This is a genomic window from Pusillimonas sp. ANT_WB101, from assembly GCF_008369125.1.
GTDB lineage: Bacteria > Pseudomonadota > Gammaproteobacteria > Burkholderiales > Burkholderiaceae_B > Allopusillimonas.
This window is the reverse complement of sequence record NZ_VOAY01000001.1, coordinates 995840-1016588: the sequence shown is the minus strand read 5'-3', so window position 1 is coordinate 1016588 and position 20749 is coordinate 995840. Positions and strand designations below refer to the sequence as shown.

The following is a 20749-nucleotide window of genomic DNA, read 5'->3' as shown; positions in this document are numbered from 1 at the left end:
ACCCCTGACGAGCCAGGCATTTAACAATGTTATTCCGCCGACAGTATCATGCATTGTATGGTGCAATACCAAATAAGAGCGCAATCACTACGTCAACGCTAACATTGCTCTGGCGCTTGGCTTTATCGCGCCATCAACTGTCTTTGCCCTGAATCTCCGTAAGGATGCCGCAATGCAAGTAACTTCTTCCAGCCTGAACGTGTCGGGTACCTCAACTGACTGGCGCGGCGTGGCACTGTCAAATTTCAGCCTCTCTCCGTTTGTACTTGATGACATACTGCTTGCCTCAATAGAAGGGTTTATTCAGGGCATTAAGTTTCCAGAAACTGACCCGCGGCGAGCCATAGCGTTTTGTTCCAGTGGCTGGGATGCAAAGAGCCTGGCCAGCCAGGCAGACCGCCGTGCTGTGTACTGGGCAGGAATTAGCATTACATACGGCTCGGCCGAGCACCATCAGCTTATTGGGCGTGCCATTTGTGCACGTATAGAGCAGTCTATTGGCTTACAGAAGGTGCTGATTTCTACGGAGGGGCTGACGCTAATACACGAAACGGGTTCTGAACCCGAATCTTCCACGACCTCGTTGCCGGCCACCGTATTCTGCAAGATTATGACTGATCTTCGCGAGAAGCTGCTTCTTATGCATCGTCAGGGCTGATCCAACTGCAGGGCAAAGGGCTACTTGGGTACTGGCTTTTGTCGGCTGGCTTGGCATGCGATATGCAGTGCTGATACCCATCTGCCTGGCGGGATCAGGGGAGGATGGTCACACTACGAAGAGCATTCCTGCGCACTATTATTAATAGTAAGCATCTTGCCAAATCTAACTCGTCTGGCTATATTACAGGCAATATCAGGAGATAAGCCATGAGCACTGCGCAGAATCGCGCCATCCAAGCCTATCGAACTCGCCTAAGCGAGCGTGGCCTCGCACGCTTTGAGGTACTGGGACGTGATACAGATCGCGAACTGATCCGCACATTGGCGCGTCGGATGGCTCAAGACGGTCCCGAAGCTTCACGGTTACGCGCCTTTGTTAAACAAACAATCGCTGATGAGCCTAAGCAAAAAGGGGGTATCCTTGCGGCCCTACGACGTTCACCGCTGGTTGATGCTGATCTAGACCTGACACGTACCCGCGATACAGGACGCCCGGTTGAGTTCTGATGCGATACCTTCTTGATACCAACATCATTAGTAACGTGATCAAGCCAATACCATCAGAATCATTACTTAAATGGATGGCCACTCAGCGTGACGAGGATCTGTTTATTGCTTCATTGACGCTCGCAGAAATCCGCCGAGGAATACTCGAGAAGCCTAGCGGCAAACGACGCGATCAACTTGAGGCTTGGTTTTCCGGACCTGAAGGTCCGCAAGCGCTCTTTTCAGGGCGCATTCTTGCGTTCGACGAGCGCGCTAGTCTCATCTGGGCTCGCCTGATGGCAGAGAGCAAAGCGAAAGGGCAACCCAAAAACGCACTCGATACTGTCATCGCCGCCGTTGCTGAGGCGAACAGTTGTATTGTTGCGACCGACAACGAAAAAGACTTTGCAGGCACTGAATTATTCAATCCCCTCAGGGCGGGCCGGTAATTTCGTAAATCGAACTGGGCGTTTAAGCCAGCTGCGAGCACTCAACAGTTACCAAGTTTGAGGCTCCCAGTTCTGGTCGTTGTTGTCTTTGAGCATACCCACCTTGATCAATGTATTTGACTCAAAATAATAGGGCGGTACGGGCAAATTAAGCGGGGCAGGAAAGTTTGCCAGTACCCGGCCTGACAGGTCGTAGCGCGTGCCATGGCAGGGGCACAGAAAGCCGCCTGGCCAGGTTGGGTCTAGCGATCCGGGCGCCGGCATATACGTTGGAATACAGCCCAGATGCGTACAAATGCCAACTAAAACCAGAAACTCGGGCTTAATCGCGCGAAAGCCTTCTTTCAAATTGAGATTTTGCATGTCGGGAGGTTGCTGGGAAGTAAGTGAAAGGGGGTCTGCCAGCAAAGACTCCATTTTTGGCAATGCGGCCAACTCTTCTTTGGTGCGATGCACCACCCAGATTGGCCGGCCGCGCCATGCCGCCGTTATCATGTCCCCGGGTGCGATCTTGCTGACGTCTATGTCGACTGGGCCAGCGGCCGCCAGTGCCCGCGCGCTGGGCTTCATTGAGTCGACAAATGGAACAGCCGTTGATATGGTGCCCGCAGCGCCCATTGTGACTGCGGTGCCCAGTAAGAGGCGACGTTTTTTCAGGATGATTTCGGCGTGATGAAACTTGGCATCTAGTTCATTGCTCATGATTGGAACCTTGCTTTAATTTGATTTATTCAAGGAAGGTGTCCAAAACACGATCAGTCTGGCCGTCTTTACCCCGCATTCAAAAACATGAACTACTGCGAGCTAATGGGCGATGCAGGCATGTACTACCCATTTCGAGCACTCTCTTTTGTAGATGACCGGAGCTGGCCATGAAAAGTTCCGCACTAAGTGAACAACGACCCCAAAAATGTTCAGAGCACTCAGGTGTATGAAAACTACTCTGGGGCGGCCTCAATGGCCTGAACACCCAGCAGCAGCTGCCCTTTGAAGCCTTTGCTGGACGACAAAGGGATAACGTATTGCCCCTTGCCCTGTTCGGCAAGCGTGCCCGTAGACTCGCTCCATTTGTTGTCGGTGCTCACGTAACGTACATTAAAACCGTCTGTCGTATGCGTCACGCGAATGGTTAACGTGTCGCGATACAGGTACTCACCCTCGACATGTTGATCCAGCCAGAGAAAACCGTCAATGTTATAGCCCGTTGTTGAAACAGCAAGCTCTACCGAAAAGACAAGTGTGCGCCCCAGTGTTATTTTTTTGCTATCCAGAAATACCGAAAACAGCATCGGGGAGCGCGGCGCATCTAGTTCTGCGCGCTCAATCTTTAATAACTCATCGTAGCCGCGCAGCACTGCACTATAGGTGTCACACCGCCGCTCGGTGAGGTTGTAGCTCATTTCTCCTCGAGGCGCCACGGTTGCCTCGAAATAGTAGGAGGCACGAACGGTTTTGCCTGCATCCTTGGCCTTTTGCACTGAAGGAGGCAACGGCAAACATGCAACGGCCAGTTCGCCGTCTGCGCGGACGTCGCCGAACAGAAATCGCACCAGGTTTTGGTAGCCTTCCTCAGAATTGACGACACCGTAAGGGCCACTATGGCTGCGATAAGCGAAAGCTCTCGGTGCCTTGCTAACGGTAGCGTTCTCGATTTGCACCAGCCCATCGCTCATTTCACCGGCAAGCCGTTTGGAAAGCCCCAGAGCAACCTCATAGTCTCGATGATTAGTGCCGACAAAACAGAAGAACTTCTGTGGGTCGAACTTGCCATCGAGCGAGTCAACACGATCGCGTTGCCCGGTCATGCCAAGAAACTCGGCGATTTTCTTGCGGTTAAAGTTATTCATGTCCCACAGGCCCAGAAAAGCGGGTACGTTCAGGCCCGCCATCTCGATACCGTTATGTGGTGTTGCGTAAGTGAAAACCTTGTCTACCAGGCTTCGATCGGCCTTGGTGCTTATCTTATCGTTTTGCAGAAAACTGCGCACGACCAGGCCCCCCATAGAGTGAGCCACCAGATGGACCTTAAACTGATCAAGCAATGTTTTATCGTCGCCACAGACTTGCTTGCGAAGCCCGTGAATCAGGTCCTTCAAGCCGGCTGCCGCCTCGGGTATGGACAATACCTTACCCGTACCCAGATCCGAATCTGCCGGGTCGTAGTAGCGGTAAATAATGATGCTGCGCGGCTGAATTGTGCCTGCAATTTCCAGGCCATCAGAAAAAATGTCGCGATAGCCATAGTCTTTCATCAAGCGGATCAGCGGAGATTCAAAAACATGCCGAACCACGCGGCCGTCCCAGGCCTGCCGGGCCTTGGTGGCACCAAGATTGAAGCCCATGTATGGCGTTGATACAGTTGCCGCGATTTCGCCTGGCGTCATTGCATAGCCACGAACGTAGATAATGGGATAGTACGGCGCGAGCGGGTTTGCCATGATGGGCCTCTCTGAACAGGTATTCAGGCGGGGTCGCGAAGCGCTCAGGAGGGCTGGTAATAATGCTGCGCCTCGATGACACACCAGAAACTGCCTGTAGGGTTGAACAATCATGCTGCCGACAATGCTGACATAGTACCCGGCTAATACAGTAGCAGGCACACTATATGCTGAATAGGAGATCTGTCATCAACTCAATCATGAGTTGATGACAGCCGGCAGTTGCGCCGGGGTCTCTACGACAAGGAGTGTTTATATGAGCAGCAATAAACTTTTCACTAAAACCCGTCTGGCGGTTCTGGCAAGCAGCGTGATGATCGCCGGTTTGGCTGGCGGTTATGGCGTTGCCATGGCTGCGCAAAGCAAAGTGATGCTAAGTGGTGCTCACGAAGTGCCGGCTGTCACGACATCTGCCAAAGGTGAGGGCACGATCACAATTGAGGACAACATGGCTGTCACCGGCAGCGTTACAACGTCGGGGCTGAACGGGACCATGGCGCACATCCATGAAGCAGCAGCCGGTAAAAACGGCCCGCCCATCATTACCCTGGAAAAAAAGGGTGATAACGAATGGATGGTGCCGACAAATGCCAAACTTACCGATTCACAATACAAGGCTTATAAGGCGGGCGATCTCTATGTCAACGTGCACAGCGACGCCCACAAGGGAGGCGAAATTCGAGACCAACTAAAGCCTTAGTATCTGATCATACTCGCCAGACCCTCGCGAAACCTGCGAACGACGCCTATCATATCTACTGCACCATGCGCATCGCATGGTGCAGTATTAACCTCGACAGGTCGTTAGTTCTATAGATGATAGGGCGAAACGCGTGCCGGCACTTGGGCTGTCTACCTCATGGAGCTTCAAAATGAGTGTTATCGCATTTGTAGGATTGGGGTCCATGGGGTTGCCCATGGCAACGAATCTGCTATTGAAAGGACACGAGGTTAGGGGCGTAGATCTTAATAAGCAATCTTGTGCAGCATTTATTCAAGCGGGCGGCAGTATCTTGGCCTCTGCCGCAGAGGCCACCCGAGATGCCGACATGCTGATCGTGATGGTCGTTAATGCCCAGCAGGCAGAACACGTCCTCACGCAACCTGACGTATTGAGCGGCCTGAAAAGCAATGGCATTGTCTGCGTCATGGCAACCTGCCAGCCAGCCGCCATGCGACATCTAAGCACACTCGTACAAAGCGCCGACCGACGGTTTATTGATGCACCCGTCTCAGGCGGGGTTGTGGGTGCCGAGTCGGGTACGCTCACAATTATGGCAGCTACCGAGCAAGCCTGCTTCGAGGAGGCTGCACCCGTTTTAAAGCAGATGGGTGAGCGTCTGTTCCATGTTGGCGAGCAGCCTGGTCAGGGCGCTATGGTTAAAGCGGTCAATCAGTTATTGTGTGGCGTGCATATTGCCGTAACCGCAGAAGCCTTCAGCCTTGCGGCAAAGGCCGACATTAATCCCGAGCTTTTACTGGAGATCATGGGGGGCTCTGCCGCCTCCAGCTGGATGTTGCGCGACCGCGGGCCGCGCATGCTGCAAGATAACCCTGCAGTCTCAAGCGCCGTCGACATTTTCGTAAAGGATCTGGATATTGTGCTCAGTGCGGGCAAAGACGTTAAGGCGGCACTGCCGCTTGCCGCAGCTGCCTACCAGATGTTTTTGACTTCTTCAGGCCGTGGAGACGGTCGAGCCGACGACAGCCAGGTAATCCGCAGTTATCAGGTACTTAACGGGGCAAGCCTGACGCCACAGTCAACAAAGTGACCCGATAGCTGGGCGCTCCCGCATGGGATCACTAGATCGGGGTGCAGACAAAATCTTGAACTACTTGGCCAATGTGACGCTACACGCCGCAGGGTGCTTATGCGTACACTTGGGAAACTAGGGCTTGTTGTCGCGCAGTCCCTCGGGTTTGTGCCCATTGAAGCGATACAACATCGTGCCGTAACATAAAGTGGCATTCGTTGCCGTCTGGAAGTTTACGTTTCAAGTTGTTGGTTTCCGGTATTCTCCCGGAGTCTCCGTAGCCGCAAGCCCCAATGGTTTATAAGTAAACCCCAAGGCACACACCGAAACTCCCGTCTCTACCGATATCTAAGCGCCGTGTTGCCAAACCAAGGTACGACCGGTCACGGCCCGCCAGATATTTGCTCCTGAATGCCGCCTGGTTTATATGCCTGAATAGTCTCTGCACACTGCAAAAAATAAATGTGCAGCACCGCATAACCAAAAGGAAATGATGCATATGTCTACCGTAGGGATTCATGGCGTTCAGAAGTACTTCGGTGGCACTCAGGTTATTCGGGGAGTCGATATTGATATCAAGGATGGCGAGTTCACGGTGCTTGTGGGGCCATCGGGCTGCGGAAAATCCACGCTGCTGCGCATGATTGCCGGCCTGGAAGAGATCTCTGAAGGTCAGATCATGATTAACGACAAAGTCGTTAATGACATGCAACCCAAAGAGCGGGATGTCGCCATGGTGTTTCAAAACTATGCGCTTTATCCTCATATGACGGTGTTCGAAAACATGGCTTTCTCGCTAAAGCTTGCCAAATTCGACAAAACCGAAATCAAAAGTCGTGTTGCGCGCGCAAGCCAGATTCTGGGGCTGGACGAATTGCTGGAAAGATACCCGCGGCAATTGTCGGGGGGCCAACGCCAGCGTGTGGCAATGGGCCGTGCCATCGTGCGCAATCCTCAGGTGTTTCTGTTCGACGAACCGCTATCCAATCTAGACGCCAATCTGCGTGTGCAGATGCGCACTGAAATCCGCGAGCTCCATCAGCGGCTGCGCACGACATCCATTTACGTGACGCACGATCAGATTGAAGCCATGACCATGGGCGATCAAATCGTGGTTATGAATGACGGCCGTGTAGAACAACGCGGCTCACCGCTGGATTTATACGACCACCCAGATAACCTTTTTGTCGCCAAATTCATTGGTTCGCCATCCATGAATTTTTTCACATGCACGGCCCATAAAGAAAACGGCAGCACTTTGGTTGAGTTCGCAGACGGCACTCGCCTTGCGGCACCCAAATCCGGCGAGTTAGCGGCGGCGGGGCAATCTCTCGTCTTCGGCGTACGCCCGGAACATATCGTGGTGGGTGGCGAAGGACCAGGGCTAAAAGCCACAGTCAAGCTGGTGGAGCTGACCGGTGCCAATACAGAAATTCATTACCAGTTTGCGGGCGTGGCCGCCGTTTCCGTATCCAATGAACGGTATACGTTCAAGCTCGATGACGTTGTAAACCTGTATCCCGACATAACCCGGGCACACCTCTTCGATGCAGAAAGCGGGAAAAACCTCGGCTAACGCCTGAACGCAGCACAACGGCATCATGAAACGTCTTTTAGTACTGGAAGGAGCAGCATCACGCGCCAACCAGGCATTTGTAGGTTTATCAACCAACATGCGACAAGGAACTAAAGGAGTGGAGACATGGCAACGCATACAAGGCGGGACTTTCTGATATCTTCTGGTGCCATAGCAGCGGCATCCGCGGTCGGGGCTACAGGCTCGGCTTTTGCTGCAGATAAGCCCGATATGGGGTTTAAGATCGAATCAGGTGCAAAGTTGAGCGTTCTGCGATGGACGCAGTTTGTGTCTGCCGAAGAAAAGCGCTGGATGGAAAACACTAAAAAATTCACGGAACTGACGGGTGTAGAAGTCCAGATGGACCGTGCAGGCTTCGAAGATATTCGCCCCAAGGCGGCTGTTGCGGCGCGCATCGGGGCGGGTCCCGACATTATTCTTGGCTGGTTTGACGACCCACACCGCTACCCGGATAAATTGGTCGACGTGTCAGAAGTGGCCAACAATCTGGCCAAGAAATACGGTGGCTGGTATGACGTGTGCAAAACTTATGGCATGAGTGGTGACAAATGGATAGGCCTGCCGATCGCAGTTATCGGCAACGAGATGGTCTATCGAAAAAGCCATGTTCAGGCAGCAGGGTTCGATACATTTCCTACAGACTTTCCTGGGTTTCTGAAGCTCTGTCAGGCCCTTAGCGCGAAAGGTACGCCTCCAGGGTTCCCGTTAGGCCATTCGGTGCTCGACGGTAATGGATGGACCTACTGGATACTATGGGGCCACGGTGGCAAGGTTGCCGACGAAAAAGGGAATGTTGTCCTGGATTCGCCAGAAACGGTTGCGGCGCTTGAATTTGTGCAGCAACTCTACAAAACGTTTCCACCGGGGACCTTGTCCTGGCTGGATCCTTCCAACAATACGGCGTTCTTTGATGAAAAAGTAAGCCTCATTAATAACGGTATTTCAGTATATTTTGCGGCGCTGAATTCAACAGACCCCAAGCGCCATGCCATGGCCGAAGACATCTTCCATGCCCACCTGCCGATAGGCCCGGTTGGCAAACCCACCGAATTGCAGGGCATCACGCAGATGATGCTGTTCGACTACACCAAATACCCGAACGCGGCAAAGGCCTACATGCAGTTCATGATGGAGGCCGACCAGTACAACGCCTGGTTGCACGATTCGCTGGGTTATGTGGGCCAAACACTGAAAGCGTACGAGAAGAACCCGATCTGGACGTCGGATCCCAAGATTACGGTGTATCGGGATGTGGCCAGCAGAATGCTGCCTGATGGCTATGCAGGCCCGTTGGGTACGGCCTCTGCCGCCGTGATGGCGGACTATATCGTGATTGACATGTTTGCTTCTGCAGCCAGTGGTGAGCAAACTCCGAAGCAGGCTGCCGCTGCGGCGGCTAAAAGGGCGCAGCGGTATTACAAGGCTTGATGGGCGATGCGACAGGCCGACTCAGACAGTTTCCGATAGGTGTCGCACCTTGATTACCCAGTTTCCTATAGCCAAAACCCTGGGGCGCCACGTCTGATGGCGTCCTGGGCTGGTTTCCCGGGACTCACTCATGTTATTTCGTAGTCTGAACAATCGAAATACGCTGGGGCTGCTGTTCATGCTGCCGGCTGCCGCGATTTTGCTGTTTTTTCTGGCTTACCCGCTAGGCCTGGGGATATGGCTGGGATCTACGGACACGACGCTTGCAGGGCCCGGAAAATGGATAGGGCTGGATAACTATATCTATCTTGCGCAGGATCCCATTGCCCAATTGGCGCTTTTCAACACCATTGTCTACACCGTGGTGGCAAGCATTATCAAGTTTGCACTGGGTTTGTGGCTGGCACTGATATTGAATCAGAATGTGCCCTTTAAGACCCTGTTTCGTTCGCTGGTACTGCTGCCATGGATAGTGCCAACGGCACTTTCTGCACTTGCCTTCTGGTGGCTTTATAACCCGCAATTTTCGGTGTTCAGCTGGTTGCTGGTAAAAATGGGCCTTATTGACAACTACATCGACTTTCTGGGCACGCCCTGGAACGCACGGTTTTCCGTTATTGCCATGAACATCTGGCGCGGCATTCCGTTCGTCGCCATCACGCTGCTGGCAGGGCTGCAGACCATCTCGCCAACCCTGTATGAGGCCGTCTCCATTGATGGCGCCTCGTCATGGCAAAAATTTCGTTACGTGACCTTGCCGCTGCTGACACCAATTATCGCGGTGGTTATGACGTTTTCCGTGCTGTTTACGTTTACAGACTTTCAGCTTATTTGGGTGCTGACGCGAGGTGGCCCTTTGAATGCGACGCACCTGATGACAACACTTTCTTATCAGCGCGCCATCACGGGTGGGTCACTGGGAGAGGGCGCCGCATTGGCAATTATGATGATCCCGTTTCTGCTTGCCGCCATTCTGTTCTCCTATTTTGGATTGCAACGTCGCGCATGGCAACGAGGGGGTGACAAATGAAAAAATCCACCAAAAACCAAGAAGACCAGGGCATGGCGTTTTTGCAGTCATTACCCCGACGCTGGGTCACGATTTATATCCCGCTGATCATTTTCATGATTATTCTGTTGTTCCCGTTTTACTGGATGATTATTACCTCATTCAAACCAGACGCTCAACTGAACTCTAGTGATGCAAACCCGTTTATCGTGGTGGGAGTTACGTTTGACCACTACAAAGACCTGATATTCAATACAGCCTTCCCGAAGTGGATGTGGAATACGCTAATGGTCGCGTTCATGGCCACGTTTATTTCGCTGTTTACCAGCGCATTCGCAGCCTATGCCATTGAGCGCCTGCGCTTTCGCGGATCGAAGCAGGTGGGGCTTTCTGTATTTTTCGCCTACTTGGTGCCACCTTCCATTCTGTTTATTCCGCTTGCCTCCATTGTGTATCAGCTAGGTCTGTTCGATAGTCCCTGGGCACTGATCTTTATTTACCCTACGTTTTTGATCCCATTTTGTACCTGGCTTTTAATGGGATATTTTCGCACCATACCTTACGAAATTGAGGAATGTGCACTGGTCGACGGCGCAACCAACTGGCAGATTCTTACCAAAATTATTTTGCCTCTGGCCGTGCCTGGCCTGATATCAGCGGGGATTTTTGCATTTACGCTTTCCTGGAATGAATACATTTATGCGCTGACCTTTATCTCGTCGACCTCAGAAAAGACGGTTGCCGTAGGCGTGGTCACCGATATTATCGAAGGCGACGTTTATCACTGGGGCCAGCTTATGGCAGGCGCTGTATTAGGGTCTTTGCCTGTTGCGTTGGTGTATTCGCTTTTTGTTGAATACTATGTGTCGGGGATGACGGGTGCCGTCAAAGAGTAGAACAGCCGCGAGTCCATAACTCGCCGGACACCGGTTCAAGAACAATTCAACGATTACAGAGGGGAAAAATGGCTTCAATCAAGTTGTCTCAAGCGCTGCAAGTTCTGGAGCAGGGCGTTGAGCGTATGGATAACCCCGCAGGAAAAGCTGTCTGTCTTTCAATCTGTGATGCGCAGGGCTTTCTGGTCAGTTTCGTCCGTATGGACAAAGCCACCCTGCGCAGCATTGAGATTGCTCAGCGCAAGGCCTACAGCAGCGTAAGGCTCGGGCTGACAACAGCGGCTTTTGATGCCAGGCTCAAACACGAAAACATACCAATAGGTTATTTTGCAGATGCTTTACTGACGGCACTGCCCGGCGGCTCGGTAATACACAATGAAAGCGGCGACATTATCGGTGGCGTGGGCGTAAGCGGTCTTACACCGCAAGAAGACCAGGAACTGGCCGATGATCTGGCAGGCTTTGCCAAGACGCTTTGACGTTCTAACATGCATGTCATATTCTCGTTAATCAGTGTCTGGACGCGCTAAATTTTTCTGACGATGATGCCGACGAACACCTCTATGCAAAGGTTTAAGTGCGCGTCGTTCTTACCGCCAGAAAGAAATGGCCACATTGTTGACGAGAACCAACGGTACATAGCGCCTCCGTGGCGACCGCGTTGAAATGGTCGGCCCAGCGCAGCAATGAGGAGATTAATGTGAAAGTAGTTATCACTGGCGCCGCCGGTTTTCTGGGGCAGCGATTGGCACAGCGGCTGCTTGATTTGGGTCACCTGAGCGATAACAATGGCCAGGATCAAAAAATAGACCAGCTGGTGCTTGCAGACGTTGCACCCGCGCCCCATTCAGGCGACCCACGTGTCCGCATTGCTACAGGTGACCTGAGCGATGTGGCATTTTTGCGCAGCATCATAGACGCTGAAACGCAATCGATATTTCACCTTGCCGCAATTGTCAGTGGCCAGGCAGAGGCCGAGTTTGAACTTGGTATGCGGGTCAACCTGGATGCATCACTCGCATTACTGGAAATCTGCCGCGAGCTGGAACAAAAACCCAAGGTAGTCTTTACCAGTTCGGTGGCGGTTTACGGTGGGGATCTGCCACAAACCGTGCTGGACACGACCGCCGTAAACCCGCAATCGTCGTATGGCACCCAGAAGGCCATTTGCGAACTGCTGCTCAACGACTATAGCCGTCGTGGCTTTGTAGACGGGCGAACCTTGCGTCTGCCCACCATCAGCATCAGGCCCGGCAAGCCGAACAAAGCTGCATCCTCTTTTGCCAGTGGCATTTTGCGAGAACCTCTAAATGGCGAAACCGCCATCTGCCCTGTGTCGCCACAGTTGCGCTTGTGGCTATCTTCCCCACGGCAGGCCATTGCATCGTTGATCGCTGGCCACAATCTGCCAGCGGCCGCCCTGGGCAATAACCGTAGCATCAATCTGCCTGGTCTTTCAGTAACCGTGCAGGAAATGCTGGCCGCACTGGAGCGTCAGGCAGGGCGCGAGGTTGCTGAGCGCGTACAGTTCAGCCCTGACCCGGCCATCGAAAGAATCGTGGCCAGTTGGCCAGGGGCCTTGGATGACAGCAGGGCAAAGGCGCTGGGCCTAACTGGAGACGCTGATTTTGATGCCGTCATCCAGGCATATATTCAGGATGACCTGGCAACCTGAACCGCACTCCTTAGCCCACTATGTAAGGACTACCGTCAAAGCAAAGTGACGATAGGCTCGTTCAGACCAGGGCGAGCGACTTCAATGTTTCAAAGCGACACTGGGTAGCCAAGTCGCCAGAGCAGGAACCAGCATAACCAGAATAAGGCTGAGCAAAAGCACGGCAACAAATGGCCAGACAGCCCGTACTCCTTCAGCGAACGGGATGCGGGCAATGCTGGATGTAACGAAAAGAAGAATGGCCACTGGCGGTGTTAGGCCACCTATCTGGGTGATCATGACCATCAGCACACCCAGATGCAAAGGATCTATGTGGAAGGCGTTTCCGACATAAACAATGGTGGGAACCATAACCACCACCACTGCCAACCCGTCCAGCATCATGGTCAAGACTAGCATGATAATGATCAGCAGCAACAACATTAGCAGGGAGCTATCGGTTATCCCACGCAATGCACCCAAAACAGCATCATTGAAGTTGAGATAGCTGAGTAGCCAACCCAGTACGCCAGCCATACCAATCACGCCAGCAACCATCGCCGTGGTGACGGCGGCGTCGACCAGTACTGACGGCAGGTCACGCCACCGCAGAATGCGGTACCAGGTCATACTAACCACTAAACTATAGACACACGCAACGATGCCCGCCTCGGTTGCGGTGAAGATACCCCCGAGGATGCCACCCATGATGATTACGGGCGCGAGGAGCGCCGGCCATACTTTAATCGTTGCGGTTTTAATTTCGCGTAGGCTAGATCTAGGGAGCGTGTGCCGCAGCTCTGGGTACGCGGGCAGGTATGACATGGCATAGATCAGCGTCATGAGCAAAATAGCGATAATAATGCCCGGTATCACGCCCGCCATGAATAATCCCCCGATAGACACACCTGTGATCGATCCGTAGATGATCATGGTCATGCTGGGCGGGATGATAGGCCCCACTGTGGCGGCGGCCGCAACGATTGAGGCGGCATAACCGGGACGGTAGCCTGCAGCCTTCATCGGCGGAATGATTACAGAGCCCACTGCTGCGGCTTCCGCCGTGGACGATCCCGAAATATTGGCTAATGCCACGCAGGACAAAACCGCAGTATGCCCAAGACTTCCTCGAATATGACCCACGATTTTTTGTGAAAACTCAATCAAGCCGGCACTTAAGCCCCCTCGGGTCATGATGGCGCCAGCAAGAATAAAATAGGGTAGAGCGAGCAGACTGAACGAGTCCAGCATGGCGAAGGCTTTTTGCGGCATGAGTGCCGGCACCAGCTCGGGGATAAGCATGATGCCTGCCAGGCTCACGGTTGCAATCGACAACAGGATGGGCACGCCCAAAAATACTAGGGCCAGGATGCCCGCGAAAATCATAACCAGACTCATGGGCGGCCCTCTTTGAATGCCTGGCTATAGAGCCGGTGTAGTACGCAAAGAACCTGGTATACACCGCCAATAAACAGCCCGCAATACACCCACGACATGCTCAATCCAAGCCCAGGACTTTCTTGCGACTGCGTTACCTGCATGATGCGAAGCGTCAATAGCGCCAGCGCTACGCCAAGCGCAAGCCAAAGAAGATCAACGACCAGTCTTAGCAAGCGTTGCAGACCTTCGGGGAAAAGTGCAACTAGCGAGTCTACCCGCAAGTGCGCATGACGATTGTAGGCAACAGGAATGGCTATGAACACCAGCCAGATGAATGCATATTTCTGAAACTCCTCGCTCCAACTCAGCGATTCATTGATAAAGAATCGGTTAAATACCTGAAGCGTCCCCACAATGATCATGGCGGCAAATAGCAGGCTAAGCACACCTTCCGCAAGCTTGTTGATGTGTCGCATATGCATTCCTCTTGCGCGCCACCCAAAGGACAATGCCCGAAGATGGCGCGCGTGGCTGTTTACTGAGTGGCGCGGACTTGCTGCAACAGATCCTCAGCGCCTCGCTCTTTGGCGAACTCATCCTGGAGCGTAAGCGCTTTCTTGCGAAAGCCCGTGGTATCGATCTCGGTGATCTCCATCCCCTTGCCCCGCAGGAAGGTAAAGGCCTCTTTTTCGCGTTTGGGCGCCAGCGCCCAGTTCACGTCAGCCGACAAACTGGCCGCTTCGTTCATTACCTGCTTTTCCCGATCATTGAGCTTGTCCCACACAGACTTGGAGCAAACTAAGGCAACGGGGCCAAGGAAGTGACGCGTGAGCGCTATGTACTTTGCCACTTCGTAGAACTTTTGGCTCATGACGATGGCTGAACCGTGTTCAAAGCCATCCAGGACGCCGGTTTGCATGGACGTGTAGACCTCCCCAAAAGACATCGGCGTAGCGTTAGCACCCATGGCATTGAGCGCGCCGATATACACGGGACTTTGAATGGTGCGAATCTTCAGGCCATGCAGGTCTTCAGGCTGGGTAACTTTCTTTTTGGAGGTCACAATATTACGTGCGCCCCAGTTTGTCATCCAGGCCATCACCTTAAAGCCGGATTTTTCAAGGTCCTCGGACAGGGAGTCACCAATGGGCCCCTCAAGCGCAACTTGCATATGGTCGTAATCTCGCCAGATGAAAGGCAAGTCTATGACGCCTAACCGCTTGGAAAAATTATTCAGAATCGCCGTACCCGTTACCGCACATGAAGCCCCACCACCCAGTTGCATGGCTTCGTAAACAGCACGCTCTTCGCCCAACGCGTTGGAAGGATATATTTTGGCTTTCAGCGTGTCCGAGTTTTCGTTGATATAACTGCTGAAGACCCAGGCAGCCATGTGTAGCTCGGACTCAGACGTACCCGGCGCCGAATGCGAAATTTTCAGCTCACGCACTGTCTGGGCCTGACCCGGAAGCGATATGGCAAGGGCTAGGGCAGCACCCAATAAGGCACGCGTTGCAGCCCCTTGAAAGAATGGGATAGTTGATTTCATTTGTCTCTCCGTTTTATGTAATATACCGATTTAGTAAATCGATTTATTAAAAACTAACATAGCTTTTTAGAAGGTGCAATATAAAGCTTGTGACAGCAATATATTTATGAATCTTAGTCTTGCCTTAGGATAACTATATCGATATAGTAAATCGATATAGTTATAGCTGGATGTTAATGTGACGACAATACAAGATGTGGCCAGACTTGCGCATGTTTCGGTGAGCTCAGTATCCAATGTGCTCAACGGAAAAGCCGACCGTATGCGGCCCGAAACCTATACACGCATAGAAGAGGCCATTCGCAAATTAGGCTATCGGCCCAACCAAGCTGCTCGGCAACTGAAGACGGGGCGTAGTCCCATTCTCGGCCTACTGGTCCCAACGACGGCCAACCCGTTTTTTGGCCAATTGGCCATGTCCATGGAAACCTATGCTCAGCAGCAATACGGCTATAGAGTCCTTCTGTGCAACACGCATCGCGACAAGCAACTCGAAGCCGCGATGTTTGATGACCTTATCGCGTTTGGGGTACGTGCGGTCATTGTGGTGTCGTCGTTGAGTGACGAGCAACATATTGAGGCCGCTATGGCTCGCGGGCTCGCGGTGATCAGCTTTGATCTCGGACCTGATCCGGGCAGCACGATCCGGCACGACTATGTGCTGCCAGACAACGTGGCTGCGGGTACCTTAGCTGCCAGACACTTAATTGAATTTGGGCATTCGCACCTGGCGTTTGCGATGCCAAAAGGTTTGACCTACAGCCGACGCCAAAAAATAGAGGGTTTTATGGCGGCCATCGATCAAGAGTCCGGGAAAGCGTCAGGAAGGGTGGTCGAGGGGAAATCGGCGACACGGTATGGCGATACAGAACTTGCAAGCATGGGCTACGAAATGGCCGCAACAATAGTGAATATGGATCCTAGACCAACGGGTATTGTGACGGTGAACGACATGATGGCGGTCGGCCTTATGGCCGGCATCAGAGATCAAGGCCTTCTCATACCAGATGATATGTCTATTGTGGGTATGGATGACTTGACCTTGTCCGCCTTCACCTGGCCGCCACTGACATCGATTTGCATGCCGATGCAGGACATGGCCTGCACCATGGTCGACCGGGCCGTGCGTCGCATCGCGCAACCAGACCTGAAGGCTGAGGAAATCTGTTTCGAGCCCACGTTGACGATACGAAAATCGGTTGCTGCACCATCCACTGGCCGGCACCAGTCTCGCCCAGGAAGCCGCTAATCATGCCCAACAAAATCAATATCTATCTTACCCACAGTCCGCAATCTTGCATGCTGTATTACGGCGATCAAGCGCTGGCCAAACTACAGGCGCTTGGCACGATAGTACGTAACAAGCACGACTCCGAGCCTTCGCACGAACAAATCCTGAATGAAGCAGGCGATTGCGATGTCATTGTCGCATTTCGCCAGCCATCCTTTCCTGCGACCCTCTTGGAGCAATTACCCAGGCTTGCGGTGCTTTGCCGTGTTGCGGTGGATGTGAGTAATATCGACATCGTCGCGGCGAGCCGCAACGGCATCCTCGTCACCCGGGCCACCCCAGGCTTCGGCGCGTCAGTGGCCGAGTGGGTTATCGGAGTGATGATAGACCTGAGCCGCAGCATTTCAGCAAGCAATGCCGTATACCATGAAGGACGTGAGCCTGCGGTATTCATGGGGCGAGAATTACGTGGTGCTACGCTGGGCGTCATTGGCTATGGCACGATCGGCAGGTATCTGTGTAGGCTGGCGCAAGCCTTCGGAATGAACATCATTGTTCACGACCCCAACGTCGACGTCGACGACGTGCGAATTCAGCAGATAAATTTTCACGATCTGCTTACGAAATCAGACTACGTCGCATGCCTGGCACCATCTCTTCCAGATACCGTAGGGCTGATGAACGACGCAGCATTCGGCCTTATGAAGCCCTCATCATTCTTCATCAATGCATCGCGCGGCGAACTGGTTGACGAGCCCGCACTCCTGCACGCGCTAGAGAACGGGCTCATCGCGGGTGCAGCGCTGGATGTCGGGTCGGAAGACGATCAAAAACCTGCACGCCAGCTCGCCATGCACCCATTAGTCATCGCAACACCGCACATTGGTGGCCTAACCCCAGAAGCCGCAACGCATCAGGCCATGGATTCTGTGCGGCAGCTCGCACAATTGGTGGCTGGCGATGCACCGGACGGCGCTTTGAACTTGGGCGATGCCTGGAGACTGAACCAACTGCGAAAACGACTGGCGCAGCCAACACAGGAGGGCACTCATGCAAACTGAAGAAACACTACTGCCAGGATGCGATTGTCACATTCATGTCTATGATCTGGATCGCTATCCGATTCCGCAGAAAGACCCTGTCTCGCCCCCACAAGCTCCATGGTCAGCCTACGCAAAACTTCAGACTGCATTAGGGCTTGGGCGAAGCGTTATCGTTCAGCCTATGGGTTACGGGCTGGACAACCGCTGCACGCTTGATGCTCTTGCCAGTGCGCAGGGTAGCGCGCGAGCAATTGTCGCTCTTGAACCCGACACTGCACGCCATGAGCTGGATCGGCTAAACGCACTCGGTGTGGTGGGTGTACGTTTTATGTTGATTCCAGGCGGTGGCGGCACCATGACGTGGGCCAAACTTCCACTTATTGCCGAGGAAATCGCCGCGCTGGGATGGCATATTAACTTGCAACTGGATGGGCGTGATCTTCCACAGTATGCTCCATTGCTCATGTCGCTTCCTTGCCCCGTCGTAATTGATCATATCGGCAAGTTCCTGGAGCCTGTCGAACCAGAGGATCCAGCATTTAACTGCCTGCGGAAGCTGCTGGATACGGGGCGCTTCCACGTGAAGCTTTCCGCTGCTTATGAAACCTCTCGGATAGGTCCGCCCGACTACGAGGATGTCGGCGCACTGGCCAGGGTACTGGCGCGCGAGCACACCGAACGCTGTCTTTGGGCCAGCAATTGGCCACACCCAACACAAGCAATACGTCCGGACGATGAAGGGCTGCTGCACATGCTGCGCGACTGGGCGCCGACGCCTAGCGCCTACGACCGTATCTTGTGCAAGAATCCCCACGTTTTATACCAATTCTAAATAACAAGAATTGGATTATCGAAATTTAAGCTCCGACTAAACCGGCCAGTATTACGCTCCAACACCTAGGCCTGGCGTCACATTTATGTACTCCTGCTGACCAAAGCACTGCAATCACCCAACGATATTTTCGTTGTCATACACCGCAGTATGCAAATCACTCGCCGCTGGCGTAAAGCCAGCGGGCAACAAATCCATAGACGTTGCTGGCGGGGCAGCTGCTGACCCTGCTGTGTTTGTTGAGTGCGTCCGCATCAAACCGTCTTGCGGAGCTGCATCACCAGCTTGGCAAGCCAGTGCTTGTGCATAGCCTGTACTCAGATCTGCGACCTTCACCGCTGACACGCATGCGTGAGGCCGCATACCCATTTATCACTATGTCGAACTGGCTGTGCGCTGCATGCAGGCGCTGGCGGAGTTCGGCGGGGCTCGTAACTGCCCACTGCCCGACTGTTCCAGCCGATATCCGGGCGCAGGTGCAAGCCCAACCAGGCACTCGGCTTGTCTGGTCAGTCATGACAGACGGAATAATAACTGTTCGGGTAAAGAGCAAACCCATGCTCGACATGGCAGGCATACTCAAGGCGCCAAAAAGCAAACATGTCAGTGTAGAAGACATGAACCTTTGGCGCTGAGTCACCGTGGTGCTTGAACGTGAGTGAGTACTACGCTTGAATTTCCAGTTTCGGATGGATGAAATACTGCAGAACACGCCTTCCACAGGGCGGATATCCCTTGCAGCCCATAGGTAAATAGAGGACCACAGCAGGCTCCAATATCCCGCAAAACAGGAAAAAATGCCAAAAAAGCTTCATTTCTTGTATAATGTTCCTATTAGTTTCAATAAAACGGCGTAAAAACCGATCAAACGCAGCGTACGCAGCACCTCGTTGTTTTCCAATTCATCCACGTATCCGGGTGTAATGCATTACTGGCAAATTCGCATAGGGCGATTAATCAGTCATGCAATGGGTACCGCTGGAAAAAAGTAGCTCCATCCGATCTGTCTGAAGTAAATCCGACATTCTGAACCGCATGGTTTTGTTTAGTTGACGATGTAATCGCCAACCAAAGCGCTATCGTGCGCGCCAACTGGACCACGCTTGTTTGCATGGCTCCTACTCTTGTTCTTGTAGTGCAATAAAAACAACTGCGCTCCTGATCAATGGATCAGTGTTGCCTCTATCGGCAATGCTGGCGTATTGGTCAAAACCTTGAAACGAGTGGCTTCATCACTCTTTCAACAAATGGAGGGAATTTCCCATTGAAACTCGTTAATCAACTCAGCGTTAGCCTTCTGCTAACTGCCGGTGTTATCGCCGCACCCGCCTACGCATTCACGCCCGAATCAACTGACCCCATCAAAATCGTTGACAATAATTGGTCAAGCCAAAAAGTACTGGCTCGCGTTGCACAGCAATTGCTTGAAAAAGTCGGCTACGAGACCAAAATCGTGCCGTCAGACAGTCAGGGGCAGTTTGCCGCAATGGGCTTGGGCGACCTGGATTTGCAAATGGAAATCTGGGAAGGCACGATGAACGACAGCTTCATGAAGGAAGTTAACGCTGGCCGCATGGTCGATCTCGGCAGTCATGCAGCAACAACACGTGAAGACTGGTGGTATCCAGACTATATGGAAGACATTTGCCCCGGTTTGCCAGACTGGAAAGCGCTAAATGCATGTGCAGAAAAATTTGCTGCACCTGAGACAGCCCCAAAGGGGCGCTATCTGGCAGGCCCTGTTGACTGGATTAAACATGACAAAGAGAAGATCGAAGCACTGGATCTGAACTTTACCGTGGTCAATGCCGGCTCGGCCGCTGCCTTATTTGGCGAACTAAAGTCAGCCGCCGCGCGCAAAGAACCTATCGTGCTGTTTAACTGGGCCCCCAACTGGGTAGGCGCGGCGTTTCCCGGTAAATTCGTTGAATTTCCGGAACATGAAAAAGCCTGCACCGAAGACCCGAAATGGGGCGTGAATCCAGACAAAACCTATGACTGTGGCTCACCCAAGGGCGGCTATCTGAAGAAGGGTGCCTGGTCAGGTTTCGAGAAAAAATGGTCGTGTGGTTATCAGTTGATTAAAAACATCGACTTTACTGGGTCCATGATTGACCAGGCCGCTGCATTGGCGGATGTGGAAGGCATGAGCCATGACGCTGCTGCCACTGCATGGATAGAAAAGCATCAGGAACAGGTTTCCGCATGGATGCCAGCCTGCGCTAAGTAATACCCGGTTGTGCGTGGCTACATGTGTGCAGCCACGCACAATGCCTCTTGGTCTTCGCGTCACGATGCGCATGACCATCGTTCACTTTCTACACTTATCCGACACCCTATCGT

Annotated in this window: 20 protein-coding genes; 15 read left to right on the top strand and 5 right to left on the bottom strand. The window is 52.9% G+C overall.

All coding sequences use genetic code 11. The annotated features are described in order from the left end of the window. The first annotated feature begins 172 nt into the window (after positions 1-172). The 3 genes from FQ179_RS04695 to FQ179_RS04685 all read left to right on the top strand — a co-directional run bounded on the left by FQ179_RS04695 (position 173) and on the right by FQ179_RS04685 (position 1595). Positions 173-658 carry a hypothetical protein gene (locus FQ179_RS04695; protein WP_149396088.1) on the top strand — a complete coding sequence of 162 codons (486 nt, stop codon included), beginning with the start codon at positions 173-175 and terminating at the stop codon, positions 656-658. Positions 659-867: 209 nt separating this feature from the next. Then, positions 868-1167, top strand: coding sequence for a hypothetical protein (locus tag FQ179_RS04690; protein WP_149396087.1), 300 nt, complete (start codon positions 868-870; stop codon positions 1165-1167). Continuing rightward, the gene (locus tag FQ179_RS04685; protein ID WP_188074495.1) at positions 1167-1595 is read left to right on the top strand and encodes a PIN domain-containing protein; all 429 of its coding nucleotides are present in this window, start codon (positions 1167-1169) and stop codon (positions 1593-1595) included. The genes FQ179_RS04690 and FQ179_RS04685 overlap by 1 nt, the downstream gene beginning before the upstream one ends. Before the next feature lie 48 nt (positions 1596-1643). Here the strand turns inward: FQ179_RS04685 and petA are convergent, their stop codons facing one another. Together petA and FQ179_RS04675 are read right to left on the bottom strand one after the other, a co-directional pair. After that, positions 1644-2297, bottom strand: coding sequence for a ubiquinol-cytochrome c reductase iron-sulfur subunit (petA, locus tag FQ179_RS04680; RefSeq protein WP_149396085.1), 654 nt, complete (start codon positions 2295-2297; stop codon positions 1644-1646). Positions 2298-2533: 236 nt separating this feature from the next. After that, a complete protein-coding gene (locus FQ179_RS04675) occupies positions 2534-4033 on the bottom strand; it encodes a triacylglycerol lipase (protein ID WP_149396084.1) in 1500 nt (499 codons plus the stop codon). Positions 4034-4289: 256 nt separating this feature from the next. Here FQ179_RS04675 and FQ179_RS04670 point away from each other — a divergent pair, with 256 nt between their 5' ends. From FQ179_RS04670 to denD, 8 genes are all read left to right on the top strand, one after another. Then, positions 4290-4733 (top strand): CHRD domain-containing protein, encoded by a 444-nt coding sequence (locus tag FQ179_RS04670; protein ID WP_149396083.1) that lies wholly within the window; start codon positions 4290-4292, stop codon positions 4731-4733. A 172-nt stretch (positions 4734-4905) separates the two neighbouring features. Further along, the gene (locus FQ179_RS04665) at positions 4906-5805 is read left to right on the top strand and encodes an NAD(P)-dependent oxidoreductase (protein WP_149396082.1); all 900 of its coding nucleotides are present in this window, start codon (positions 4906-4908) and stop codon (positions 5803-5805) included. A gap of 481 nt (positions 5806-6286) precedes the next feature. After that, on the top strand, positions 6287-7363 hold the full coding sequence (locus tag FQ179_RS04660; RefSeq protein ID WP_149396081.1) for an ABC transporter ATP-binding protein: 1077 nt from the start codon (positions 6287-6289) through the stop codon (positions 7361-7363). Between the two features lie 126 nt (positions 7364-7489). Further along, the gene (locus tag FQ179_RS04655) at positions 7490-8812 is read left to right on the top strand and encodes an ABC transporter substrate-binding protein (RefSeq protein WP_149396080.1); all 1323 of its coding nucleotides are present in this window, start codon (positions 7490-7492) and stop codon (positions 8810-8812) included. Positions 8813-8942: 130 nt separating this feature from the next. Continuing rightward, positions 8943-9842, top strand: a complete 900-nt coding sequence (locus FQ179_RS04650) for a carbohydrate ABC transporter permease (protein WP_149396079.1) — start codon at positions 8943-8945, stop codon at positions 9840-9842. Further along, positions 9839-10717 carry a carbohydrate ABC transporter permease gene (locus FQ179_RS04645; protein ID WP_149396078.1) on the top strand — a complete coding sequence of 293 codons (879 nt, stop codon included), beginning with the start codon at positions 9839-9841 and terminating at the stop codon, positions 10715-10717. The genes FQ179_RS04650 and FQ179_RS04645 overlap by 4 nt, the downstream gene beginning before the upstream one ends. A 68-nt stretch (positions 10718-10785) precedes the next feature. Next, positions 10786-11196, top strand: coding sequence for a heme-binding protein (locus tag FQ179_RS04640; protein ID WP_149396077.1), 411 nt, complete (start codon positions 10786-10788; stop codon positions 11194-11196). Positions 11197-11417: 221 nt separating this feature from the next. Further along, entirely contained in the window at positions 11418-12392 is a 975-nt protein-coding gene (gene denD / locus FQ179_RS04635) for a D-erythronate dehydrogenase (protein ID WP_149396076.1), read from the top strand. 81 nt (positions 12393-12473) lie between these two features. Here the strand turns inward: denD and FQ179_RS04630 are convergent, their stop codons facing one another. The 3 genes from FQ179_RS04630 to FQ179_RS04620 are packed head-to-tail and all read right to left on the bottom strand — an operon-like array spanning position 12474 to position 15300. After that, positions 12474-13769, bottom strand: coding sequence for a TRAP transporter large permease (locus FQ179_RS04630; protein WP_149396075.1), 1296 nt, complete (start codon positions 13767-13769; stop codon positions 12474-12476). Beyond that, positions 13766-14227: a TRAP transporter small permease gene (locus FQ179_RS04625; RefSeq protein WP_188074494.1), complete on the bottom strand. Its 462-nt coding sequence runs from the start codon at positions 14225-14227 to the stop codon at positions 13766-13768. Before FQ179_RS04625 ends, FQ179_RS04630 begins: the two co-directional genes overlap by 4 nt. Before the next feature lie 59 nt (positions 14228-14286). Next, positions 14287-15300 carry a TRAP transporter substrate-binding protein gene (locus FQ179_RS04620; RefSeq protein WP_149396073.1) on the bottom strand — a complete coding sequence of 338 codons (1014 nt, stop codon included), beginning with the start codon at positions 15298-15300 and terminating at the stop codon, positions 14287-14289. Between the two features lie 178 nt (positions 15301-15478). Between FQ179_RS04620 and FQ179_RS04615 the strand changes: the two genes are divergently transcribed. From FQ179_RS04615 to FQ179_RS04595, 4 genes are all read left to right on the top strand, one after another. Continuing rightward, on the top strand, positions 15479-16549 hold the full coding sequence (locus FQ179_RS04615) for a LacI family DNA-binding transcriptional regulator (RefSeq protein ID WP_149396072.1): 1071 nt from the start codon (positions 15479-15481) through the stop codon (positions 16547-16549). A 2-nt stretch (positions 16550-16551) separates the two neighbouring features. Continuing rightward, entirely contained in the window at positions 16552-17592 is a 1041-nt protein-coding gene (locus FQ179_RS04610) for a D-isomer specific 2-hydroxyacid dehydrogenase family protein (protein WP_255474832.1), read from the top strand. Beyond that, the gene (locus tag FQ179_RS04605) at positions 17582-18406 is read left to right on the top strand and encodes an amidohydrolase (RefSeq protein WP_149396071.1); all 825 of its coding nucleotides are present in this window, start codon (positions 17582-17584) and stop codon (positions 18404-18406) included. The genes FQ179_RS04610 and FQ179_RS04605 overlap by 11 nt, the downstream gene beginning before the upstream one ends. 1264 nt (positions 18407-19670) lie before the next feature. Continuing rightward, complete coding sequence (locus FQ179_RS04595; protein ID WP_149396070.1) at positions 19671-20636, top strand: ABC transporter substrate-binding protein; 966 nt, start codon at positions 19671-19673, stop codon at positions 20634-20636. The last annotated feature ends 113 nt before the right edge of the window (positions 20637-20749 follow it).

Excerpts from the sequence above, each read along its gene's own strand:
- FQ179_RS04695 (WP_149396088.1), top strand. The coding sequence starts at position 173 with ATGCAAGTAACTTCTTCCAGCCTGAACGTGTCGGGTACCTCAACTGAC.
- FQ179_RS04690 (WP_149396087.1), top strand. The coding sequence starts at position 868 with ATGAGCACTGCGCAGAATCGCGCCATCCAAGCCTATCGAACTCGCCTA.
- FQ179_RS04685 (WP_188074495.1), top strand. The coding sequence starts at position 1,167 with ATGCGATACCTTCTTGATACCAACATCATTAGTAACGTGATCAAGCCA.
- petA (WP_149396085.1), bottom strand. The coding sequence starts at position 2,297 with ATGAGCAATGAACTAGATGCCAAGTTTCATCACGCCGAAATCATCCTG.
- FQ179_RS04675 (WP_149396084.1), bottom strand. The coding sequence starts at position 4,033 with ATGGCAAACCCGCTCGCGCCGTACTATCCCATTATCTACGTTCGTGGC.
- FQ179_RS04670 (WP_149396083.1), top strand. The coding sequence starts at position 4,290 with ATGAGCAGCAATAAACTTTTCACTAAAACCCGTCTGGCGGTTCTGGCA.
- FQ179_RS04665 (WP_149396082.1), top strand. The coding sequence starts at position 4,906 with ATGAGTGTTATCGCATTTGTAGGATTGGGGTCCATGGGGTTGCCCATG.
- FQ179_RS04660 (WP_149396081.1), top strand. The coding sequence starts at position 6,287 with ATGTCTACCGTAGGGATTCATGGCGTTCAGAAGTACTTCGGTGGCACT.
- FQ179_RS04655 (WP_149396080.1), top strand. The coding sequence starts at position 7,490 with ATGGCAACGCATACAAGGCGGGACTTTCTGATATCTTCTGGTGCCATA.
- FQ179_RS04650 (WP_149396079.1), top strand. The coding sequence starts at position 8,943 with ATGTTATTTCGTAGTCTGAACAATCGAAATACGCTGGGGCTGCTGTTC.
- FQ179_RS04645 (WP_149396078.1), top strand. The coding sequence starts at position 9,839 with ATGAAAAAATCCACCAAAAACCAAGAAGACCAGGGCATGGCGTTTTTG.
- FQ179_RS04640 (WP_149396077.1), top strand. The coding sequence starts at position 10,786 with ATGGCTTCAATCAAGTTGTCTCAAGCGCTGCAAGTTCTGGAGCAGGGC.
- FQ179_RS04630 (WP_149396075.1), bottom strand. The coding sequence starts at position 13,769 with ATGAGTCTGGTTATGATTTTCGCGGGCATCCTGGCCCTAGTATTTTTG.
- FQ179_RS04625 (WP_188074494.1), bottom strand. The coding sequence starts at position 14,227 with ATGCGACACATCAACAAGCTTGCGGAAGGTGTGCTTAGCCTGCTATTT.
- FQ179_RS04620 (WP_149396073.1), bottom strand. The coding sequence starts at position 15,300 with ATGAAATCAACTATCCCATTCTTTCAAGGGGCTGCAACGCGTGCCTTA.
- FQ179_RS04610 (WP_255474832.1), top strand. The coding sequence starts at position 16,552 with ATGCCCAACAAAATCAATATCTATCTTACCCACAGTCCGCAATCTTGC.
- FQ179_RS04605 (WP_149396071.1), top strand. The coding sequence starts at position 17,582 with ATGCAAACTGAAGAAACACTACTGCCAGGATGCGATTGTCACATTCAT.